Origin of the sequence: Nocardia asteroides (genome assembly GCA_019930625.1) — a bacterium.
GTDB classification, from domain to species: domain Bacteria; phylum Actinomycetota; class Actinomycetes; order Mycobacteriales; family Mycobacteriaceae; genus Nocardia; species Nocardia sputi.
Genome location: CP082844.1, coordinates 2,255,952 through 2,273,435, shown reverse-complemented (window position 1 = coordinate 2,273,435; position 17,484 = coordinate 2,255,952). Strand labels below are relative to the sequence as shown.

Sequence of the window (17,484 nt, the reverse complement as noted above, 5' to 3'; positions counted from 1 at the left end):
ACAGCGTTACTCTAACGCCGTTAACCCCTCGAGCGGAGCCGCGATGCTGACCCGGATTGCCCGATTCACCACACGATCTCCGCGCGCCGTACTGGCGGCGGCCCTGGCCATCGCCGTGCTGTGCGGCATCTTCGGCGCCACCGCGCCCGCCCACTTGAAGTCCGGCGGGTTCACCTCGGACAATGCCGAATCCGCCCGCGTCAACCAAGTGATCGCGGACAACTTCGCCGGCGCGGCCCCCAACTTCGTCCTGTTGGTCAGCTCGGACGCGGGCGCGGACGATCCGGCAACCAAGGCGGTCGGCACCGCGTTGGCGGACGCGCTGAAGGCACGCTCGGATGTGCAGGGCGTCCAGTCCTACTGGACCGCGCAGCAGCCGTTGGCGAACGCGTTGCGCAGCACCGATGGCAACAGCGCCCTGGTCGTCGCCTACCTCGACGGCGACGAGACGCAAGTCCAGCACACCGCGGGCGAACTCGAGGAGCAGTTCGCGGGCGTCTCCGACGGCGTCACGGTCCGCCAAGGCGGCATCGCCGCGATCTACCACGACGTCACCGAGCAGACCACTCGCGACCTCGCCTTGGCCGAGGGCGTCGCGGTGCCGCTGTCGATGATCGTGCTGATCCTGGTGTTCGGCAGCTTGATCGCCGCCGCCCTCCCGCTGACCATCGGGGTCTTCGCCATCCTGGCGACCCTGGCGATCCTGCGCCTGTTCACACTGTTCACCGACGTCTCGATCTACGCGCTGAACATGACGACGGCGATGGGTCTGGCGCTGGCCATCGACTCCAGCCTGTTCATCGTCAGCCGCTTCCGGGAGGAACTCGCCAACGGGCTGGATCCGGCCGCGGCCACCATCCGCTCCGTGCAGACCGCGGGACGCACCGTGCTGTTCTCCGCGCTCACCGTCGCACTCTCGATGGCCGTGCTGAGCGTGTTCGACCTGTACTTCCTGAAGAGCTTCGCCTACGCCGGCGTCGCGGTCGTCGCCGCGGCGGCGGCCGCCTCCATCGTCGTCCTGCCCGCGGCGCTCGTCCTGCTCGGACACCGGGTGAACTCCCTCGATCTGCGGGCTCCGTTGCGGCGCCTGTTCCGCCGCGGCGCGCCCGCACCCGGCCCGCAAGCGCCGGAGGACAGCGGCTGGTATCGGCTGGCCGGTGGCGTGATGCGGCACGCCGCGCCGGTCGCCATCGTGATCATCGCGCTGCTGCTGGCACTCGGCGCTCCGTTCCTCTCGGTGAAGTTCGGCTATCCCGACGACCGGGTACTGCCCGACAGCGCCGCCAGCCGCCAGGTCGGCGACGCCTTGCGCACCGAGTTCCCCCAAGCCGACCCGGTCGCCAACACCACGATCGTGCTGGACGGCTACCACGGCGACTACGCGGCGCTCGGGGGGTACGCCGCCGAGCTGTCCAAGGTCGAAGGCGTGCCCGCCGTGCTCTCCGCAGCCGGGATCTACGTGACCGGAGCGCGAATCGCGCCGCCTCCGACCGGAATGGTCAACGACACCGGGACCTACCTGAGCGTCGCGACCAAGGTCGATCCCTTCTCGCCCGCCGGGGACCGGCAGCTAGCCGAGATCCGGGCGATCCCGGCGCCGGGCGAGGCCCTCTACGGCGGCGCCGCGGCGGCCAACGCCGATTCGCTGAAGGCGCTGGCCGACCGGCTTCCACTCGCGGCCGCGCTGATCGCGCTGACGACGTTCGTCGTGTTGTTCCTGTTCACCGGCAGCGTCGTGCTGCCGATCAAAGCGCTCGTGCTGAACACACTGTCGCTGGCCGCCGCCTTCGGCGCGATGGTGTGGGTGTTCCAGGACGGCCACCTGTCCGGGCTGCTCGGTTTCACCCCGGTGGGCTACTTGGTGCCGACCATGCCGATCCTGATGTTCTGCTTGGCCTTCGGCCTGTCCATGGACTACGAGGTCTTCCTGCTGTCGCGGGTGCGCGAGGAGTGGCTGGCCACCCACGACAACACCCGCGCGGTGGCGGTCGGCCTGGCCCGCACGGGCCGGATCTTCACCGCGGCCGCCGTGTTGATGGCCATCGTGCTCGGCGCCTTGGTAACCGCGAAGGTCTCCTTCATGCAGCTGCTCGGCCTTGGCCTCACGCTGACCGTGCTCGCCGACGCCACGATCATCCGCGGCCTGCTCGCGCCCGCGCTCATGCGCCTGCTCGGTCCGGCCAACTGGTGGGCGCCCGCCCCGCTGGCCCGCCTGCACGCCAAGATCGGGCTGACCGAGGACGAGCAGGACCCCGCGGCCCGCCCGCTGGAAACCGCGGGACGGGCATGATCGGTGGCAGGCGTCCGCGGTCACCGCGGGGTTCCGGAGCCCAGCTGCGCGAGGAGATCCTGCGCGCCACGGCCGAATTGCTCACCAGTACCGGGCATGCCGACGCCGTCTCGATCCGCGCGGTGAGCAAGCTGGTCGGGGTGAGCGCGCCGTCGATCTACCGGCATTTCGCTGACAAGGACGAGCTCATCGAGGCCGTCGTCGCCCAGGTCTTCGAAGACCTCGCCGACGCGATGCGCGCGGCCACCGACCCCGCGGCCTCCCCGGTCGCGCAGCTGCACGACCAAGGCATGGCTTACGTCCGCTTCGCACTCGAGCATCCCGAGCAGTACCGGCTGGCGACCGTGCCCGCCGAGACCGGAGGCGCGGTGGACCAGGTGCTCACCAGCGGGGCTTTCCAGCATTTCGCGGCCACCGTGCGCAAGTGCATGGACGCCGGGACGATGGCGCCGCGCGATCCGCTGCCCATCGTGCTGGAACTGTGGTCGGTCGCCCACGGCATCGCCTCACTGCTGATCGCCAAGCCCTTCCTGCCCTGGGGCGACGCGGAAGCCGTCGCATCGCGCGTGATGGGCGCCGCCTGCCTGGGCTACGGCGTGCTCGACCAGATCGGCGCGGACCCGCCCACACCGGACACGGTCACGGCGTGGCTGCGGAAGGTTCGGACGGATCAGTCCCCGGAGTGAGAGGTGGCACCCTTTCACCGATCGACTGCCGGGCGTCCACGTCCTCGCCTCAGCTCACCGAGCTCGCCGACGCGGTGAACGTATTGCACTGGGCGGCACGATTATTGTCCAAACCAGTCTCGAACCACTGCCCACCGTTCTCCGACGAGCCGTGGTCGCGCATGTCCCCCGCCTGATCGCCGCGCCCGTAGGCGTCCTTGCGTGCCACGGCCAGCTGCGAGTCGCTCAGCGAGCCGCCCTCCGATGAAGAGGAGAGGTACATGCCGTCGAAGCAATTGGCCTGCAACTCGACGCGACGCGACAACTCCAGCCCCCTGGCGCTGCGCGGCCCCGCGTCGGCGCGCTCGCTGTTGGCCTTGCGCAGGATGCCGGAAATCGCCTGCACGTGGTGTCCGTACTCGTGCGCGAAGACCGACAGGTAGACCACCCAATTGTCCTTGAAATAATCGGTCTGCAACTGGCTGATCGGCATGTAGATGGTCTTGTTCGCCGGGCAGTAGAAGGCAGCGAAGTTGCTGGTCGAGCCGGTGCAGGGCGTGGTGATGCCCGCCGTGGTCGCGCTGACGTTCAGCGACGGCGGCTGGAACGGCAGATTCGCCTTGCGCAGCACGGGTTTCCACGCCGTCTCCAGGCACGACGCGGCGCTTTCGAAGAATTTACGGGCGGCGTCCACCTGGGTGCCCCACGGCGAGTAATCGCACCGCGCGGGAAGCAGCGTCGCGTTCGGGTCGGTCAGCAGCGGGTTGTTTCCGGTAGCCGCCGGTGCGGAGCCATCCGGCTGGGCGTCGAACGTGAAACTCGGTTGCGGGCCGGACGCGTCGCTGTCGCGTCCCACCGCGATCGCGTTGCGCACCAGCCCCGCCGCGACGAGGAACACGACGACGACCAGCAGCACCACCCATCCGCCACCACCCTTTTTGCGCGGTGGCGGGTAGGGCGGGCGCCCGGGCGGGCCATAGGGCATCGGCGGTGGGACCGGCGGGCCGTAACCCGGCGGCGGACCGTAGGCGGGCGGGGCGTATCCCGGCGGCGGACCGTATCCGGGAGGAGGGCCGTATCCAGGTGGCGGACCGTACCCCGGTCGCGAACCATAGGGCGCACCGTAGCCGGGCGGCGGAGGAACCGGACGCCCCCCGTGCGGGACCGGTCCGTGTCCGTACGGTGGTTGAGTCACGCCCCCGTACCCCCTCGTCTCGATGATCGCCGACAGCCGCTGACGCAGGATAGCAAGCTGTCTAGAGTAGGCAGCCATGCTGACTTTTCGGGGGGCCGCCCTAGGCGCGCTGCTTCTCGCCATCGCGGGATTGTTCGCGACGGCCCCGGTCACCCACGCCCAGCCCGCGCCGGGCGTGACCATCACCGCCGATCTGAAGCTGAGCCGCGAGGGCATCCTCGAAGTGGTCGAAAAGGTCTCGGTACCGCCGGACGGCTCGTTCCGGATGTCGCTTCCACTGCGGTTGAAGGTCGGTGACGACGCCGAGCGCCTCTTCCGGGTCACCGAGGTGAACACGGAGGGCGCGGGCACCGCGACGGTCGCGAACGACCAGTTCACAATCGAGGCCCGGCCGGGCGAATCCACCTTCGAGTACTCCGTGCAGAACACCGTCAGCGATGCCCCGGGCACCCAGGTGTTCCATTGGCTGGGTGTGCTGAACACCGATATCGCGTCCATCAGCGCTTCGCTCATCAGCCCGAGCTTCGAAATGGGCATCGTCGACTGCAAACTCGGCCCGCCCGGCAACACCCGCCCGTGTGCCGACGTCAAGATCGAGGCCGACGGCGTCCTCTTCCTCGAGCAGACCGACTTGCGCAAAGGCGACGCGATCGACCTGACACTGCAACTGCCACCCGGCACCGTGCCGAGCAACGCGGACGTGCGCGACAGCGGCGACGCGGGCCCCTTCGCGATCACCACTCCGGCGCTCGTCGCGTTCGGCGTCCTGCTGCTCGCGCTGGCGGGCCTGGTCGCCTTCGTGCTGCGCGCCCGTCGCGAGGAGGCGGCGATCGGCGGCGGTTCGGAAACGATCGACCCTTTGCTGCGCGAGGGCGATCGGGTGCAGTTCACCTCGCCCGACGGCACGCTGCCCGGCGAGGCGGGTCTGCTGCTGGACGGGTACGTCGATCCGGTCGACATCGCGGCTACCGTGGTGGATCTCGCGGTGCGCCGGTACATCCGGATCATCCCGCTCAGCGACAGCGACTGGCGGATCACCCGGGTCAACGCCCCCGATGATCAGTTGCGCGACTATGAGAAGGCGGTCTACCAGGCGCTGCTGCCCGAAGGCGCCGACGCGGTGACGGTAGGCGAGTTGCGCAAGCCGGGTCGCGTGGCCGCCGGTCCGGTACGCACCGCCTTGGTCGCCGACGCCGTCGGCCGAGGCAACTTCCTCGATCGCCGCCGCCCAGGCCTCCCGGTGTGGCTCGGTGGTGCGCTGGTGGTGGCGGGTGTCGCCGCGACGGTCGTGCTCGCGCTCACGTCCGGACATGCGCTGGTCGGTGTCGCCATCGCGCTCGGTGGCGTCGCTACCCTGCTCGTGCCGAAGTACCTGCCGATGCGGACGGCGCGCGGCCTGGAGCTCGCCCGGCAGATCCGCGCCCTGCAACGTGGACTGGAAACGACTCGGCGCGAACATATCCCGCCGATCGACCAGGAGACCGTGTTCTCCCGCGCCCTGCCGTTCACGGTGCTCGGCGCCCGCGCCGACAACTGGATCCGCGTCTTCCGCGACCTCGATCCCTCGGCCGACGCGCAACCGGGCCTCTACTGGTTCGGCGGCTTCGAACGCGACCGCAACCTCCAGCGCTTCGCGAGCCACTTCCCGTTCTTCATCACGGCGCTGGAAGGACTTTTCACCACTGCGGGCGATCCGCACCGGTAGCGTCACGCACACGAGAAGGGCGACCGGCCGCTCGGCGGCCGGTCGCCCTTCGTCGTATCGCTCAGTCGCTCAGTGCGGTTCGCCGGACCGCGGCCAGCGGATCGGCGTAGAGGACACTCAGCGAGGTCACCACAGCGGCGTATTCCTGCACCTTGCCGCCGAATCCACTGATTCGGATGTCGGTGGGCGGCAAGGTGGAACCCTGGTTGAACGCCCGCGCCACATGGGCGACCGCGGGGCGGTAGCCGGTGAAGGCCTGGCCACCGAGGATCACCCGGTCGGGGTTGAGCATGTCGCGCACCATCGCCACGGTGTGGCCGAGGATCGTGGCCCGCTCGGCGAGCAGCTCGTGCGCGGGTTCCGAACCGGCCTCAGCGGCCCGGTACAGGTCGGCGATGGTCGAGCCCGCGGTGCCGTTGTACGCCGGGATGATGCCGAGGCCGACAGCCCTGGAGTGCAGCGACCGATCGCCGACGGTCACCTCCAAGCAGCCACGCCGTCCGCAGGTGCATTCGACGTTCGAACCGGTGGGCAGATGCGCGATCGAACCGGGGCCGTTGCTCGGCGTGTGCACGCGCCCGTCCAGCGTCACCGCGACACCGGCGGTCTCACGCACGTAGAAGTACAGGCTGCTGCCCCGCTTCACGCGGGCTTGGTCCTTCGGTTCGCCGGTGGGCAGCAACAGCTCCGAGCCGGCCATCGCCTCGACGTGCGGCGCCACCGAAACGGGCAACTCCAGCACCTCACCGAGGACCGAACCGACCTGAGCGCCACGCCATTCCAGTTTGGGGTGGTCGACGACGCCGGTCAGCGGGTCGACCCGGCCGCCGATCGCGACGCCCGCCCACAGGGCCTTGCGCCGGTGCCAGCGCTGCAGGAACGCCTTCGCGCTGCGGGCGACGGTGGTGGTGGCGAACTCCTGGCCGGTCTGCGGGGTGGCGATCGCCAGACCACCGAGGATGCGGCCGCGCAGATCGGCGGCGACGATCTTCGTGACCGCGGCGCCGATGTGGACGCCGATGGTCAGGTAGGCGTCGTGGTTGATTTCGAACGGGACGCGGGGACGTCCGACCGCACCCGAGGCCGTCAGGTCGGGGCGTTCCCGCAGCAGACCGGCCGCCAGCAGTGCGGAAACCTGGCGATTGACGGTGGCGATGCTCAAACCGGTTGTGCGCGCGGCATTGTCGCGGGAGACAGGACCGCCGGTGGCGGCGCGCAGGACCGCGGCCGCCGGATTGTCGGCGATGCGCAGTTCGGGAGCGACAACCGGACGCGGGACGCGGGTACGGCTGCCCGCAACCCTGGAGACGGATCGTTCGAGGGTGGGAAGGGACATTGTGCAGATCCTTGCTGAAGTCCCGTAATCGAACGGGACGTGCCTACATGGGCGGCGAGGCAGCAAATGAGCAGGAAAACCAGCTCAGCTGCAGCAAGAGAGGCGACACAGTTCGCGGGTCAACGGCAGCCGCAGACCCAGCGCGGCGGTCACGTAAGTGACCCGCAGGTGGTTCCATCGGCTGGCGGACATGTCATTGAAATTAACACCGATTTCCGCGACGCACCAACCCCCGACGCGCCGTTGTGTGTACACCCACATTGTTTCCCCAGGTCGCGAGGACACAAAAAGACCCCGCTCCCCGGAGAGGTCCACGGGGCGAGGTCTTTTCACGCGGAAGGATTACTTCGGAGCGTTGAACGGCTGATTGACCGTCGTGAAGTACTGGATCGCCGCGCCGATCGCGACCGGGGCGGTGATCAGGATCTGGCCCGCGACGGTGCCCAGCGCGCCGATCCCGGCGATGCCGACGAGGCAGCCGACGCCCGCGGCCGGGATGAACGGACCGAACAGGCCCGCGATGGTCCCCGCCGCGATGGTCGCGCCGGCGATGCCGCCGAGCACGCAGCCGACCGCAGCGCCACCGATGCCGCCGACCAGGGTGCCGATCGCGGCGCCCATGGTGATGGTGCTGGTCAGGCGGGTCCAAGCGGCGACCTCACGGTCGTACTCCGTCTTCCACGGCGCCTTGTCCTCGTACGGCAGCGCCACCGGCTTGTAGACCGCGTGTTCCCGGTCGAACAGCGGGGTCAGCGTCGCGCTGCGGCCGGAAATCTGCGCGGCGATGGGGAATTCGAAATCGTCGAGCTGAAACCGCAGCGGATGGCCCGCCAGGACGGTACCGTTAGATGCCTTAACTTTGAACACCCCGTCCTCCACAATCAGCGAACCCGAGTCGGTTTCGATGATCGACTGGGTATCAGTGGCATACGCGGTGAAATTGACTGCGCTTTCGGTGCCTCCTTCCGCCGGCGCGGCACCGGACGTCCCCGCGGCCACTCCGGTCGCGATGGTGACCAGCGCGGCCACCACGGCAAACTTCCTCATCCTCATGTCCTGCAATCCCTCATCTCAGGTGGAGCTGTTCGAGGCAAAGCATCCGGCACAAACTCCGGGGAAACGAGGAAAAAAAGCACCCAGATTTCAAATAGGCAACAAGAGAGTTACGGTAGCCGGGCTACTCGGCTTTGGCCGCCGCTTTCGCCTGCTTCTTGAATTCCCTTACCTGTGTCAGGGATTCGGCGTCGGTCACGTCGGCAACCGAACGGCGCGAGCCTTCTTCGCCGTACGCGCCGGCGGCCGTGCGCCAACCCTCCGGCCGCACGCCGCGCTGCTTGCCGAGCAGGGCAAGGAAGATCTTCGCCTTCTGCTCGCCGTAGCCGGGAAGGTCCTTCAGGCGGCGCAGCACCTCTTTGCCGTCCGGGTCGCCCGCGGTCCAGATGTTCTCGGCCTTGCCGTCGTAGTGCTCGATGACGTAGCGGGCCAGCTCCTGCGCGCGGCGGGCCATCGACCGGCCGTAGCGGTGGATCGCGGGCGGGCTCGCGGCCAAGTCCTCGAACTCCTGGGGGTCGGCCTCGGCGATGCGCTGGATGTCGAAGCCGCCCATCCGGTCGGCGATCTTCTTCGGGCCACGGAAGGCGTGCTCCATCGGGTACTGCTGGTCCAGGAGCATTCCGAGCAGTATGGCGAAGTGGTCCTCGGTCAGTAGCTTGTCCGCCTCGGCGTCCTGCGCCAGGCATAGCGTGCGAGTCACTGTCCCGCCTCTCCGGGTGTTCGGGCCAACTCAGTAGGCGTCGTAGGACCCGCGCTCGGGTCCCGCGTTCGGTGCCACATCCGTTTCGGGCGCGCCCGACAATTTACCAGTGTGCTTCCAGAACGCATCGCTACTGGTCATGGCGCCAGCAGCACCGCGTGCTGTGTGGCAAATTGCCATCTGGTCGTCAAGAATCCGGCCGACGTGTGTAGGGCGGTACTGAAATGACGCCGTGCACTGGTCTCGCCCGGTCAGGCCGGGCTGGTGGCGGTATGCGGTGTCGCCGGAACGCACCCGAGGTTCATCGCCACGCCTGTGGTTGCTCCAAGGTCGCCCACGTCGCCGAACGGCAGGCCGTGGTACCCGCCTCTGCCGGGGTGGGTGCGTTGGCGGTCAGCCGTCGCCGCTGTGCCGGTCGTGCGGCATCGCCGCCGGGGCGTGCACGCGATGACGCGCGGGTGCTGGCGACGCTACGGCAGCGCCCGCTGAGTCTCTCACCGTTCGCCGTCGAGTGCCCGGTCGTCCCACCCAGCGAGTACCCGCTGGGCGTCCTCGAGGAGGACGATAGGGTCCTCGAGCTCGATCAGGCGGTCGATGTGACTGCATTCGCCTGGGTCAAGGATCTGGCAACGGCGCGGTGTTGATCGAGTGGGTTGATACCGCGCGACGGGCGGGTCTTCTCGACCGCGCTGCGCTGCAAATGCCTGCCGCAGCCGATCCCGGGCTGAGTCGCAATCCGCACCGAGTGATGTCACTGGCGCTATGCCGGACTGGGCCGCTGCCGACGGCGTGGCCGCAGTCGCGGCTGAGGGCCAGGAGACGGTCCGATACGAATTGCCTGCTGCTCAGCTCTCAGTGCTGGGGGGTCTTCTCGGGCTGTGTTCTCCGGCGTCGACATACCGTTGTCAGTACGTCATAGGTTTGATCCGACGGGGTGCAGGAAGGGCACACGTTGAAATGTTCCGCAGCGGGCGTGCCAGGTCGTTCCGGCAGCCTCGACGGTGATCGGACGGACCGGTTCTGCGGTGACGGGCTCCGGCCGATCTGCGGTCGCGCGGGCGGCTTGCCGTGGACGGACATCGACGATGACGACGGACCTGCCGGATCGCTGAGCGGATGCCGAGGGGGCGTCCCGGTGAGCGGAGCGCTGTGGATCGATCCGAAGGACCTCGGGGGGCGGGGTGCGGCGTGGCAAGAGATCGGCGTCGAGGTCGGTCAGGTGGCGGTGCGGCCTTGGGCCGTGCTTGCCGACGAAGGCCGGTGGTGGGGTGACGACGAGGCCGGTGAGGCGGTCGCGAAGACCTACGAACCGGATGCCGGGCAGGGGCTGGTGGCGCTGCAGAACTTCGCCGAATCCGGGCAGGGCTTCGGCACCGAGGTGAAGGCTGCCGCCGAAACCTTCCGATCCACCGATCACGAGGGCGGCAGGCGTGTCGAGCGGACTCTCGAGCCGGAAGGTACGTCCGGTTCGGTCGGTGACATGTCCGCCGAGCCCGCTCGCACACCGGCTGCGGCCAAGCCGAATTCCTACGCTGCGCCGAGCTCCTACCTGGTATCGCGACCGGTGGAATTCGTGCCGATCGGAACCGAGGCGGCACCCGCTCGACACATCGGCGCTCCCGATGACGTACCGGATTCCGGCGGTGAAACCAATAGTCCCGGAGTTGTTGGCTCGCAAACAGCTTCGGGAAGTGCCGCGAACAGCGGTGATCGCATTGCCGGCCCGGATGGACGCCAATCGGCCGACTCCGCCCGGACATCCAGCGCGACTACCCCGGGTACCCGCCGCCGACCCATCGGGCCCTCTGGCGACGAGAACAGGGTAGCGACACCGCCCACGCGGGGCCCGCCGAGCAGTGCGACCGAGCCTGCGCGGGGCGGGCCGAGCAGGGCGGCAGGCCCCGCGCGGGCCAGCGCGCCTCCTGCCGCTGTCAGTGCGCCGATGGGCCGCAAACCGCCGGGTACGCCGTGGTCGGACACGATCTGCGCCGCGCCACCCGCTGGGCGGCCCGACCGCATCTCCGCCGGAAAGTCTGCGGCAGACAGAAGTTCCGCGCCGGGCGCGAAACGCTCCGACCGCGACCGGCCGGAGCGAACACCGCAACCGGTGAACCGGTCGAACACCGACAGCGACCCCGTGCGGCTCGTACGAGAATTGGCCGATCGGCACCGCGTCGAGGTGACCGGACTCGATGCGCCCGGAATCGATGAGGACGCCGTCGGTGGGTTCCTCGCGGATACCGACGACGTGCTCACGAAGTCTCCGGTCATCGAAGTGCGGCGCGTCGGGATCGCTGAGCTGGAGCAGCGGAAGATCGTGCGCGTCGAGCAGCAGTCCGCTTTTGGTGCACAGGAACAGGCGCTCACCTGGTCGGCGGTCGTCGATATTGTTCAGCTCACGGATCCTGCACGGCTACCCGACGGGATTCCAGCGAGCGGACACCCGGCAGCGGTTGTGACGCAAGCGGATACGCGCCCAATCTACGCGGCGACGCTCCGCGAACTCGCGTGGGCCATCGATCGCGCCGGCGCGCGGCAGGCGCGAGCTCGCGCGCAACGTGCCCTGATCGCGGAATACCTCGGCGACCACGGCGCGTACCGCCGCGTGAGTCCGGCTCGGGTGGTGCACGGCTACCAATACGGGCGAGATCGGTTGAGCGGCGGCTGTGTCGACATGGGACGGTTCGATCCCGCCGCGGCGCTCCCCGACGCGTTCACCGACGTCGTGCTCAACGCCGAGGGCGCCACCGAACCGGTGAAGACACTGTGCCGACTGCACGTCGACACCGCGCGACGACCGGCGACGCGAGACGAGGCGTGACGGCTCGGAACAGGATTTCGCGGACCAGGGCAGCAAGGGGATATCGAATGCAGAGTGCGGGCACGGTCAATCCGGCCGACGACGAGGTGACGCGGCTGGCGCGTCAGATTGCCGCGGAGATCTCGGCAGCGGGGCCGCCGGGGTGGCGGTCGTGGGATGCCGCCTTCGCGTCGACCGTCACCGAAGACGTGGCGGACATCGCCTACCTCGTTGCGGCGCAACCGGTGTGGACGCAACCATCGGAGTCGGTGCGAGCACTGGTTCGGCAGCACCGCGAGCTGGCGGCGCGTCGAGACCGAGGGCCGTGGTGGCGGCTGCTGATGTCGTCGACCTCCGACGGCGAGGTGGAGTTCGACTACGACTACGGTGACGAGCCGTTCCCGGACGGCCAATTGTTCTCCCCCGAGGCATATCGGGCCGATCTCGCGGAGCATCCGAGGGACCGGTTGCCGATCTGGCTGGCGGCGTATCTCGAGCATGCCGATCGGCAGACGCGCAGCCCGCAGCAGGCCGTCGCCGGGGTGCGTGCCGATCGGGACGCGGGGGTGCGGCCGGTGCCGATCGTGGATGAACTGCCGGATCTGCCTGTGCTGTGGGCGAGATGGGCGGTGCTGTCGGCCGCCTTCGTCGCGGTGCGCTCCGAGCGCGGTCCCAGAATCCTGCCGTCGCTCGGGTGGTTCGAAAGTTCCCGTCGGACCGGGTCCACGCTGTTCGTGCTGCCCGGGGGGCGGGCCGTGCTGTCGGGCGGTGTCTGGAACCCGCCCGCGCTGGACGGGGTGTACAACGACGGTGCCGAAATGCCGAATTTCTATGCCGGGGCACCGGATTGGGTAGCCGACCCGGTCCTGAATCCGCGCGCGGCAGCGGGTCTGCTCTCGTTCTGCTACTGGTGGGATTCCGGAGGATGGTATCGGGGTGAGTCGCCCTCGGCGGAGCGGTCCGCTTCGGCGATTCCCGGCGTATGGACCGCGGATACGGTGATCGATATCGTGGTGAGCCTGCTGCCCGATCGGCCGGCCGAACCAGTGCGCGCGGCGGCGGACGCGCTGGTGTCGGCGGCGCACGCCGGTGTCGTCACGCGCGACCTGATGGCCGAGATCTTCGACGACCCGGCGCGTTTCGATATCGACGGTGCGCTGTACCAGTTCTCGATCGCCGGTTCGATCGGGCAACAGACCCGGCAGACGATCACGGCGCCGGACGCCATCGCCCGCGTCGTCGAGTACATCACCGATCGGCAGCTGAATACGACGGGCTACCCGCTCGACCAGTTGCGCGCCGATCGAATCAGCGCGGGCTGGATGGTGTACGTGCCGGTGCCGCCCGGCGAGATCGTGATCGGGCGGGCGATCTTCTACATCGCCGATGACGGTGTGGTGGAGCAATCTTCGTCTTCGACGCCGCCCTCGACGTACGCGGCCGATTTCGAACGGCGCTATCGGCGGCGGCAGGGTGCACTCACCTGAGCCGGTCATGGTGGGCGATCCGGTACCTCCAGGATTGGGGACGGGTGGCGCCGCCGAGGCCGTGTCGCGCTTTTATCCTTCGGCACAGACAACGTCGACGGGCAGCCTCTTCGATGTGAGCCGGGCCCTCGGCGCCGCGTTCGCCGATGTCGTGCTGCGCGACCCCGAGGCGAGCGTGCAGGCGCGAGCACTGCACGCTGTGCTGGTCGACGCGACGTCGCGGCAGGAGTAGGCGGTGCCGGTGGACGGTTCGTGGTTGCTGAACCGGGTCGTGGAGCTGCGTACCATGTTCGAGGGTTTGCCCACCCCGGTGCGGCGCTCGATCGAACTGGTGGTCTTCGGTGGAGACCTGCCGCGCGCCGACGTGTCCGGGATGCGGTGGGTGGCCGCGGAGCTGCGGGCCGAGGCCGCCGCCATGAACGGTCATGCGGACGACGCAAAAACTCTACTGGCAGAGGAGGATTCGCTCGGCGCGCTGGGTGATCGAGTGCGCGAGATATTGGATCTGCACCGGGAGGGCGCGGCCAGGCTGCGGGAGGAAGCGCTGGCCTTGGCCGATCAGGCGCACGCGGCCGCCAACGATGCGGAGAAGACGTTGTGCGTGATGTTCGCGTTCGGCGTCGAGTTGGCCTGGCGCATCTTCAGGACGCTGGCGGCAGCCGCCGCGGCCGGTCCGGCCGCTCAGGTTGCGGCGGCTCCGGTTGTGGAGTCGATGCTGGTCGAGGGCCGGGGCAAGGTCGCGCTGATGCGCGCGGGCCTCGAGCAGGCCTACAAGGTGGGCGCGGCGAGCACGGCGGCCCGACTGTCGGCGTTGGGGCCGGCCCGGTTCGCGGTGACGGTCGGCACGGCCGCCGCGCTGCCCGCCGGTGTGGATCTCGGGGTCCAGCTTGTGCAAGTCGCCTCCGGAGACCGGAATTCGACTGTCAAGGGCCCGAACGGGGAGAACCCGAGGGGTATCGACCTGAAGTCCGTCGCCGCCGCAGGAGTATCGGGTGCCGGCGGTGCGTTGGGCGGCATTGCCGCGGGCACTATGGCGCCGAGAGTCTTTCCCCTTCTGGAGACCAGCCGAGCGGCGCTCGGGCTGGTGCAGGGGGTCGCGGGCGCGGTGTCCGGTCTGGGTGCGGCGGCGTTGATCACGGGCTGGCCGCAACGCCCAGAGGACGTTTTGGCGTCGCTGCTCAACGGCGGATTCGCCGGAGTCGTCGCTGTCCACGGCGGTGGCCGCGGACCTCTCGGTTCGTCCAGCGGGGAGGTGGTCGACGGCAGCGGGGCCCACGTCCCTCCGGATCTGTCCACGATGAGTCTCAGCAAGGATGCCGTGCTGCGGCTGGCGGGGGCTCCCCAGGGGACGATGCTGCCGGTTGCTCCCAGCACACGCGACCGCACGCTGGCGGCAGCGGCCGATCCGCAGCGGGAACTCGTCGTCGGCGAGCCCGGGATGACGATCGACGGTTCGGTGGGTCGTGTCGAGTCGGTCACGATCGGGAGCCGGGACGGTGTACGGCTCGACGATGCCACGGCGTCGAAGGATTCGCTTGACCCGCAGGATCCGGATGCGGCGCTGTTCGAGCGAATCCGCGAATTGCGCGAGCAAGAACTCGCCGAGACCAGAGTTGGTTCCGCCGATCAGATCCCAGCTGCGGCATCGGCGACTGCTCCCGCGGCTTCGGGCGAGCCGGTAGCGGTCCAAGTTTCGTCGGATTCGGCGGGCGAGAGCGCGCATTCGGTATCGGCGGACTTGCCGGGGGGCGCCGAGCGGCCGGGGGGCGGCGACGAGACGGAACCCGCCGCTGGTCCGGGGGTGTCCGGGGGCCCCGAGCCCGATAGCGAGGCGGCCGGGCTGGACCAGGCGGTGGCCGAGCGTGACGCGGCTCGGAGCGAGGTCGCGCGGTTGCTGGGGAGATCGCCGGAGGAGGTGCGGTGGTGGGGGCCGGAGCCCTTGGAGCATGCGGTCGGTGAAGTCGAGGCGTGGGTGGCAGCCCCGGGTGATCGGGGCGTGGCCGGGATGCGGCCGGGAGTGCTCACCAGTGCGCTGTCTGATCTGAACGGACAGGTGGCCCATCGCGCACAGGCGTACGTGGCCGAGGGGCGCGAGATGGTCTCCGCGCGGCAGTGGTTGCGGCAGGCGGGATTCGCCGAGCAGCCGGGCAGCGTGCCGGATGGACCGCGGTGGCCGGCGGTGCGGGCTGCCGGGTCTGGGGAGCGGGTGCCGTCGGTCGGCCGCTTGCTCGACGAGCTCGAGCGGTACCGCAGCGCGGACGCTCGGGTCACCGCGATCGACCCGCGAGCCGGTGACGGGACCTGGGATTCGGCGCACCCTCGTTATCGCCAACCCGACCCGGCAGATGAAGTGCAGGTCTCCGACCACGGCGGCGCGAGGGCCGAGACAGCCGAGGTACGGCAGACGGGCGATGCGCCGGGTCGCGGAGAACCCGCCTCCAGGGGTGGCGAGGTTGCTGCCGGTGGTGCGGACCGGACCGCCGCGGACCCAGCGGGAAGTGCTGAGTCCGCGTCCGAGATCGGCGAGGCCGATGCGCAGGCCGGGGCCGGTCGGACTGTGACGACGCGGGATCCGATCGGGGAGTTCGCCGCCACGGCGTCGGCGGATGCGGTGGCGAAGATGCGGGCGGCGGATTTCAAGGTGCTGGCACAGGAGACGGCGTGGCGGGGGTCGGCGTTGGCGCGGTGGCTCGGGCTCACGGATACCGAGTTCTACCGAATGAGCCCGTCGAGGTTGCGTGACGCGGTGGAGTTGCAGGTGGAGCGGGCAGAACGTTTGCCGGAATGGGCGGAGCAGGCCCACGCGGACGCAGGCGGGTTGATCGGGGACAGCGTGCGCCGCAGCATGGCAGCCGATATCGCGAACGGTAGGGAGCCGGTCGGTGACGGGGTGAATCCCGCGCAGGCAGTGCCGGCGGATCTGCGCAACAGGTTGCGGGAGTGGGCGGGTGATGATGCGGCGGTGGTGGTGGAGAGGTGGATGGAGGTGCATGCGCTGCGTGACCGGCTGCTGGGCACGCCAGGGTTGATGTTGCACCTGGACGCCGGTCCGGCAGAGTCCGCACTGGCGGCCGCGAGTGCCGGGGCGTTGCAGCAGCGGTTGAAGCAGGTGCAGGCCATCGGTGAACGGGTGCTGGATGCGGCGAGTTCCTTGTTGCGGCGGGATACCGCTGTGGCCGTACCGGTTCGGGTGTACGCGGGGGCTGAGGTGCCGTCGGAGGGCGTGGGGGGTACGGCAGGCCGGGCAAGCCCGGACGGGTCGTCGTCGAGCGCCGGGACGGATGGGCGTGCGGTCCATGGGACTACTGGGCTTTCGGCTGCCGAGCCGTCGAGCACGGCCGAACGCAACCGTGTCAGAGACGCGGCGCTGGAGCGGGCGCGTGAGTTGCGGGACAGGGAAGTGGCTCAGGCGCGGCGGCCGAGCCGAACAGACGCGAGTGCGCTGACCCCTGAGGCCGCCGCGCTATTGGCCGGAATTGGGATGATGCCACCGACTCCGGCCGGTCCGGGGCTGGTGGCACCGGACGGCCCGAGGTCCTCCGCCGCGATCTTTGCCACGCCGGGAGGTGGAGCGGAAAGCGATGGGACAGCGGCGTATTCGGCTCCGGAGTCGTCGTCTGGCGTGCGGTCCGAGGCGGCGGGATCATCGAAGACGGCGGTGCTCACACGCGAACTCACCGATGTGCTGTCGGACCGGACCGATCCCGCAAGGTCGGCCGCGCTCGAGCGGGCGCGGCAAGCGCGCGAGCGAGAGATAGCCGAGACCCAGTCCCCGCAGCGCGATTCCGGGACTGGCACGTCGACGCGATCGGGCGCGGCGCACTCGGCGACACCGGCGGGTGCGAACGAGGCGACGTCGCCGAATCCGGCGCAGGCCCCTTCCCGGGCACCCGAATCCTTCACCGCACCCAACGATACGACGGATCGTGCCGGCGCCGATGGGTCCGGCGGGCGTACTGGCGCGGGGTCTTCGCGAGGCGAATCGGCGTCAGCAACCGAGGTGGTTGCGGGGGGCGGATCGGCATCGGGTCCGGAAGCCGGTCACACTGCGCCGGAGTCGTCCGTGCCCGGATCGGCGCCGGGCATTCGGGATTTCCCGACGCCGTCGAGCGCCGCGATTCTGGAAACTGGTCTGTCGGCCGACGACGACGAGGGGGCCGAGGACGACGAGGGGGCCGAGGACGACGAGGCGGCCGTTGCGTCAGCATTACCACCGGACGCGACGTCGAGCGCCGCTGCGGTGGAACCTGTCA

10 protein-coding genes are annotated in these 17,484 nt (G+C 69.5%); 5 read left to right on the top strand and 5 right to left on the bottom strand.

Annotation, left to right across the window (positions count from 1 at the left end; all coding sequences use genetic code 11):
- Positions 1 to 43 precede the first annotated feature (43 nt).
- Together K8O92_10290 and K8O92_10285 are read left to right on the top strand one after the other, a co-directional pair.
- Positions 44 to 2,290: an MMPL family transporter gene (locus K8O92_10290; protein UAK34221.1), complete on the top strand. Its 2,247-nt coding sequence runs from the start codon at positions 44 to 46 to the stop codon at positions 2,288 to 2,290.
- Positions 2,287 to 2,976, top strand: a complete 690-nt coding sequence (locus tag K8O92_10285; protein ID UAK34220.1) for a TetR/AcrR family transcriptional regulator — start codon at positions 2,287 to 2,289, stop codon at positions 2,974 to 2,976. The genes K8O92_10290 and K8O92_10285 overlap by 4 nt, the downstream gene beginning before the upstream one ends.
- A gap of 49 nt (positions 2,977 to 3,025) precedes the next feature.
- Here the strand turns inward: K8O92_10285 and K8O92_10280 are convergent, their stop codons facing one another.
- Positions 3,026 to 3,940, bottom strand: a complete 915-nt coding sequence (locus K8O92_10280; GenBank protein ID UAK34219.1) for a neutral zinc metallopeptidase — start codon at positions 3,938 to 3,940, stop codon at positions 3,026 to 3,028.
- A gap of 286 nt (positions 3,941 to 4,226) precedes the next feature.
- On the opposite strand from K8O92_10280, the gene K8O92_10275 reads away from it, so the two are divergent.
- Entirely contained in the window at positions 4,227 to 5,855 is a 1,629-nt protein-coding gene (locus K8O92_10275) for a DUF2207 domain-containing protein (protein UAK34218.1), read from the top strand.
- A 61-nt stretch (positions 5,856 to 5,916) separates the two neighbouring features.
- Here the strand turns inward: K8O92_10275 and K8O92_10270 are convergent, their stop codons facing one another.
- From K8O92_10270 to K8O92_10260, 3 genes are all read right to left on the bottom strand, one after another.
- Positions 5,917 to 7,191, bottom strand: coding sequence for an ROK family protein (locus K8O92_10270; protein UAK34217.1), 1,275 nt, complete (start codon positions 7,189 to 7,191; stop codon positions 5,917 to 5,919).
- A 342-nt stretch (positions 7,192 to 7,533) separates the two neighbouring features.
- Positions 7,534 to 8,244 (bottom strand): hypothetical protein, encoded by a 711-nt coding sequence (locus K8O92_10265; protein ID UAK34216.1) that lies wholly within the window; start codon positions 8,242 to 8,244, stop codon positions 7,534 to 7,536.
- A gap of 124 nt (positions 8,245 to 8,368) precedes the next feature.
- On the bottom strand, positions 8,369 to 8,944 hold the full coding sequence (locus K8O92_10260; GenBank protein UAK34215.1) for a Fe-S cluster assembly protein HesB: 576 nt from the start codon (positions 8,942 to 8,944) through the stop codon (positions 8,369 to 8,371).
- A 973-nt stretch (positions 8,945 to 9,917) separates the two neighbouring features.
- Between K8O92_10260 and K8O92_10255 the strand changes: the two genes are divergently transcribed.
- Positions 9,918 to 11,765, top strand: a complete 1,848-nt coding sequence (locus K8O92_10255; protein UAK34214.1) for a hypothetical protein — start codon at positions 9,918 to 9,920, stop codon at positions 11,763 to 11,765.
- A gap of 86 nt (positions 11,766 to 11,851) precedes the next feature.
- Positions 11,852 to 13,231: a hypothetical protein gene (locus K8O92_10250; GenBank protein UAK35590.1), complete on the top strand. Its 1,380-nt coding sequence runs from the start codon at positions 11,852 to 11,854 to the stop codon at positions 13,229 to 13,231.
- Between the two features lie 445 nt (positions 13,232 to 13,676).
- Here the strand turns inward: K8O92_10250 and K8O92_10245 are convergent, their stop codons facing one another.
- Positions 13,677 to 14,126, bottom strand: coding sequence for a hypothetical protein (locus K8O92_10245; protein ID UAK34213.1), 450 nt, complete (start codon positions 14,124 to 14,126; stop codon positions 13,677 to 13,679).
- Between the last annotated feature and the right edge of the window lie 3,358 nt (positions 14,127 to 17,484).

Coding starts and splice junctions, on each gene's coding strand:
- K8O92_10290 (UAK34221.1), top strand. CDS start 44: ATGCTGACCCGGATTGCCCGATTCACCACACGATCTCCGCGCGCCGTA.
- K8O92_10285 (UAK34220.1), top strand. CDS start 2,287: ATGATCGGTGGCAGGCGTCCGCGGTCACCGCGGGGTTCCGGAGCCCAG.
- K8O92_10280 (UAK34219.1), bottom strand. CDS start 3,940: ATGCCCTATGGCCCGCCCGGGCGCCCGCCCTACCCGCCACCGCGCAAA.
- K8O92_10275 (UAK34218.1), top strand. CDS start 4,227: ATGCTGACTTTTCGGGGGGCCGCCCTAGGCGCGCTGCTTCTCGCCATC.
- K8O92_10270 (UAK34217.1), bottom strand. CDS start 7,191: ATGTCCCTTCCCACCCTCGAACGATCCGTCTCCAGGGTTGCGGGCAGC.
- K8O92_10265 (UAK34216.1), bottom strand. CDS start 8,244: ATGAGGATGAGGAAGTTTGCCGTGGTGGCCGCGCTGGTCACCATCGCG.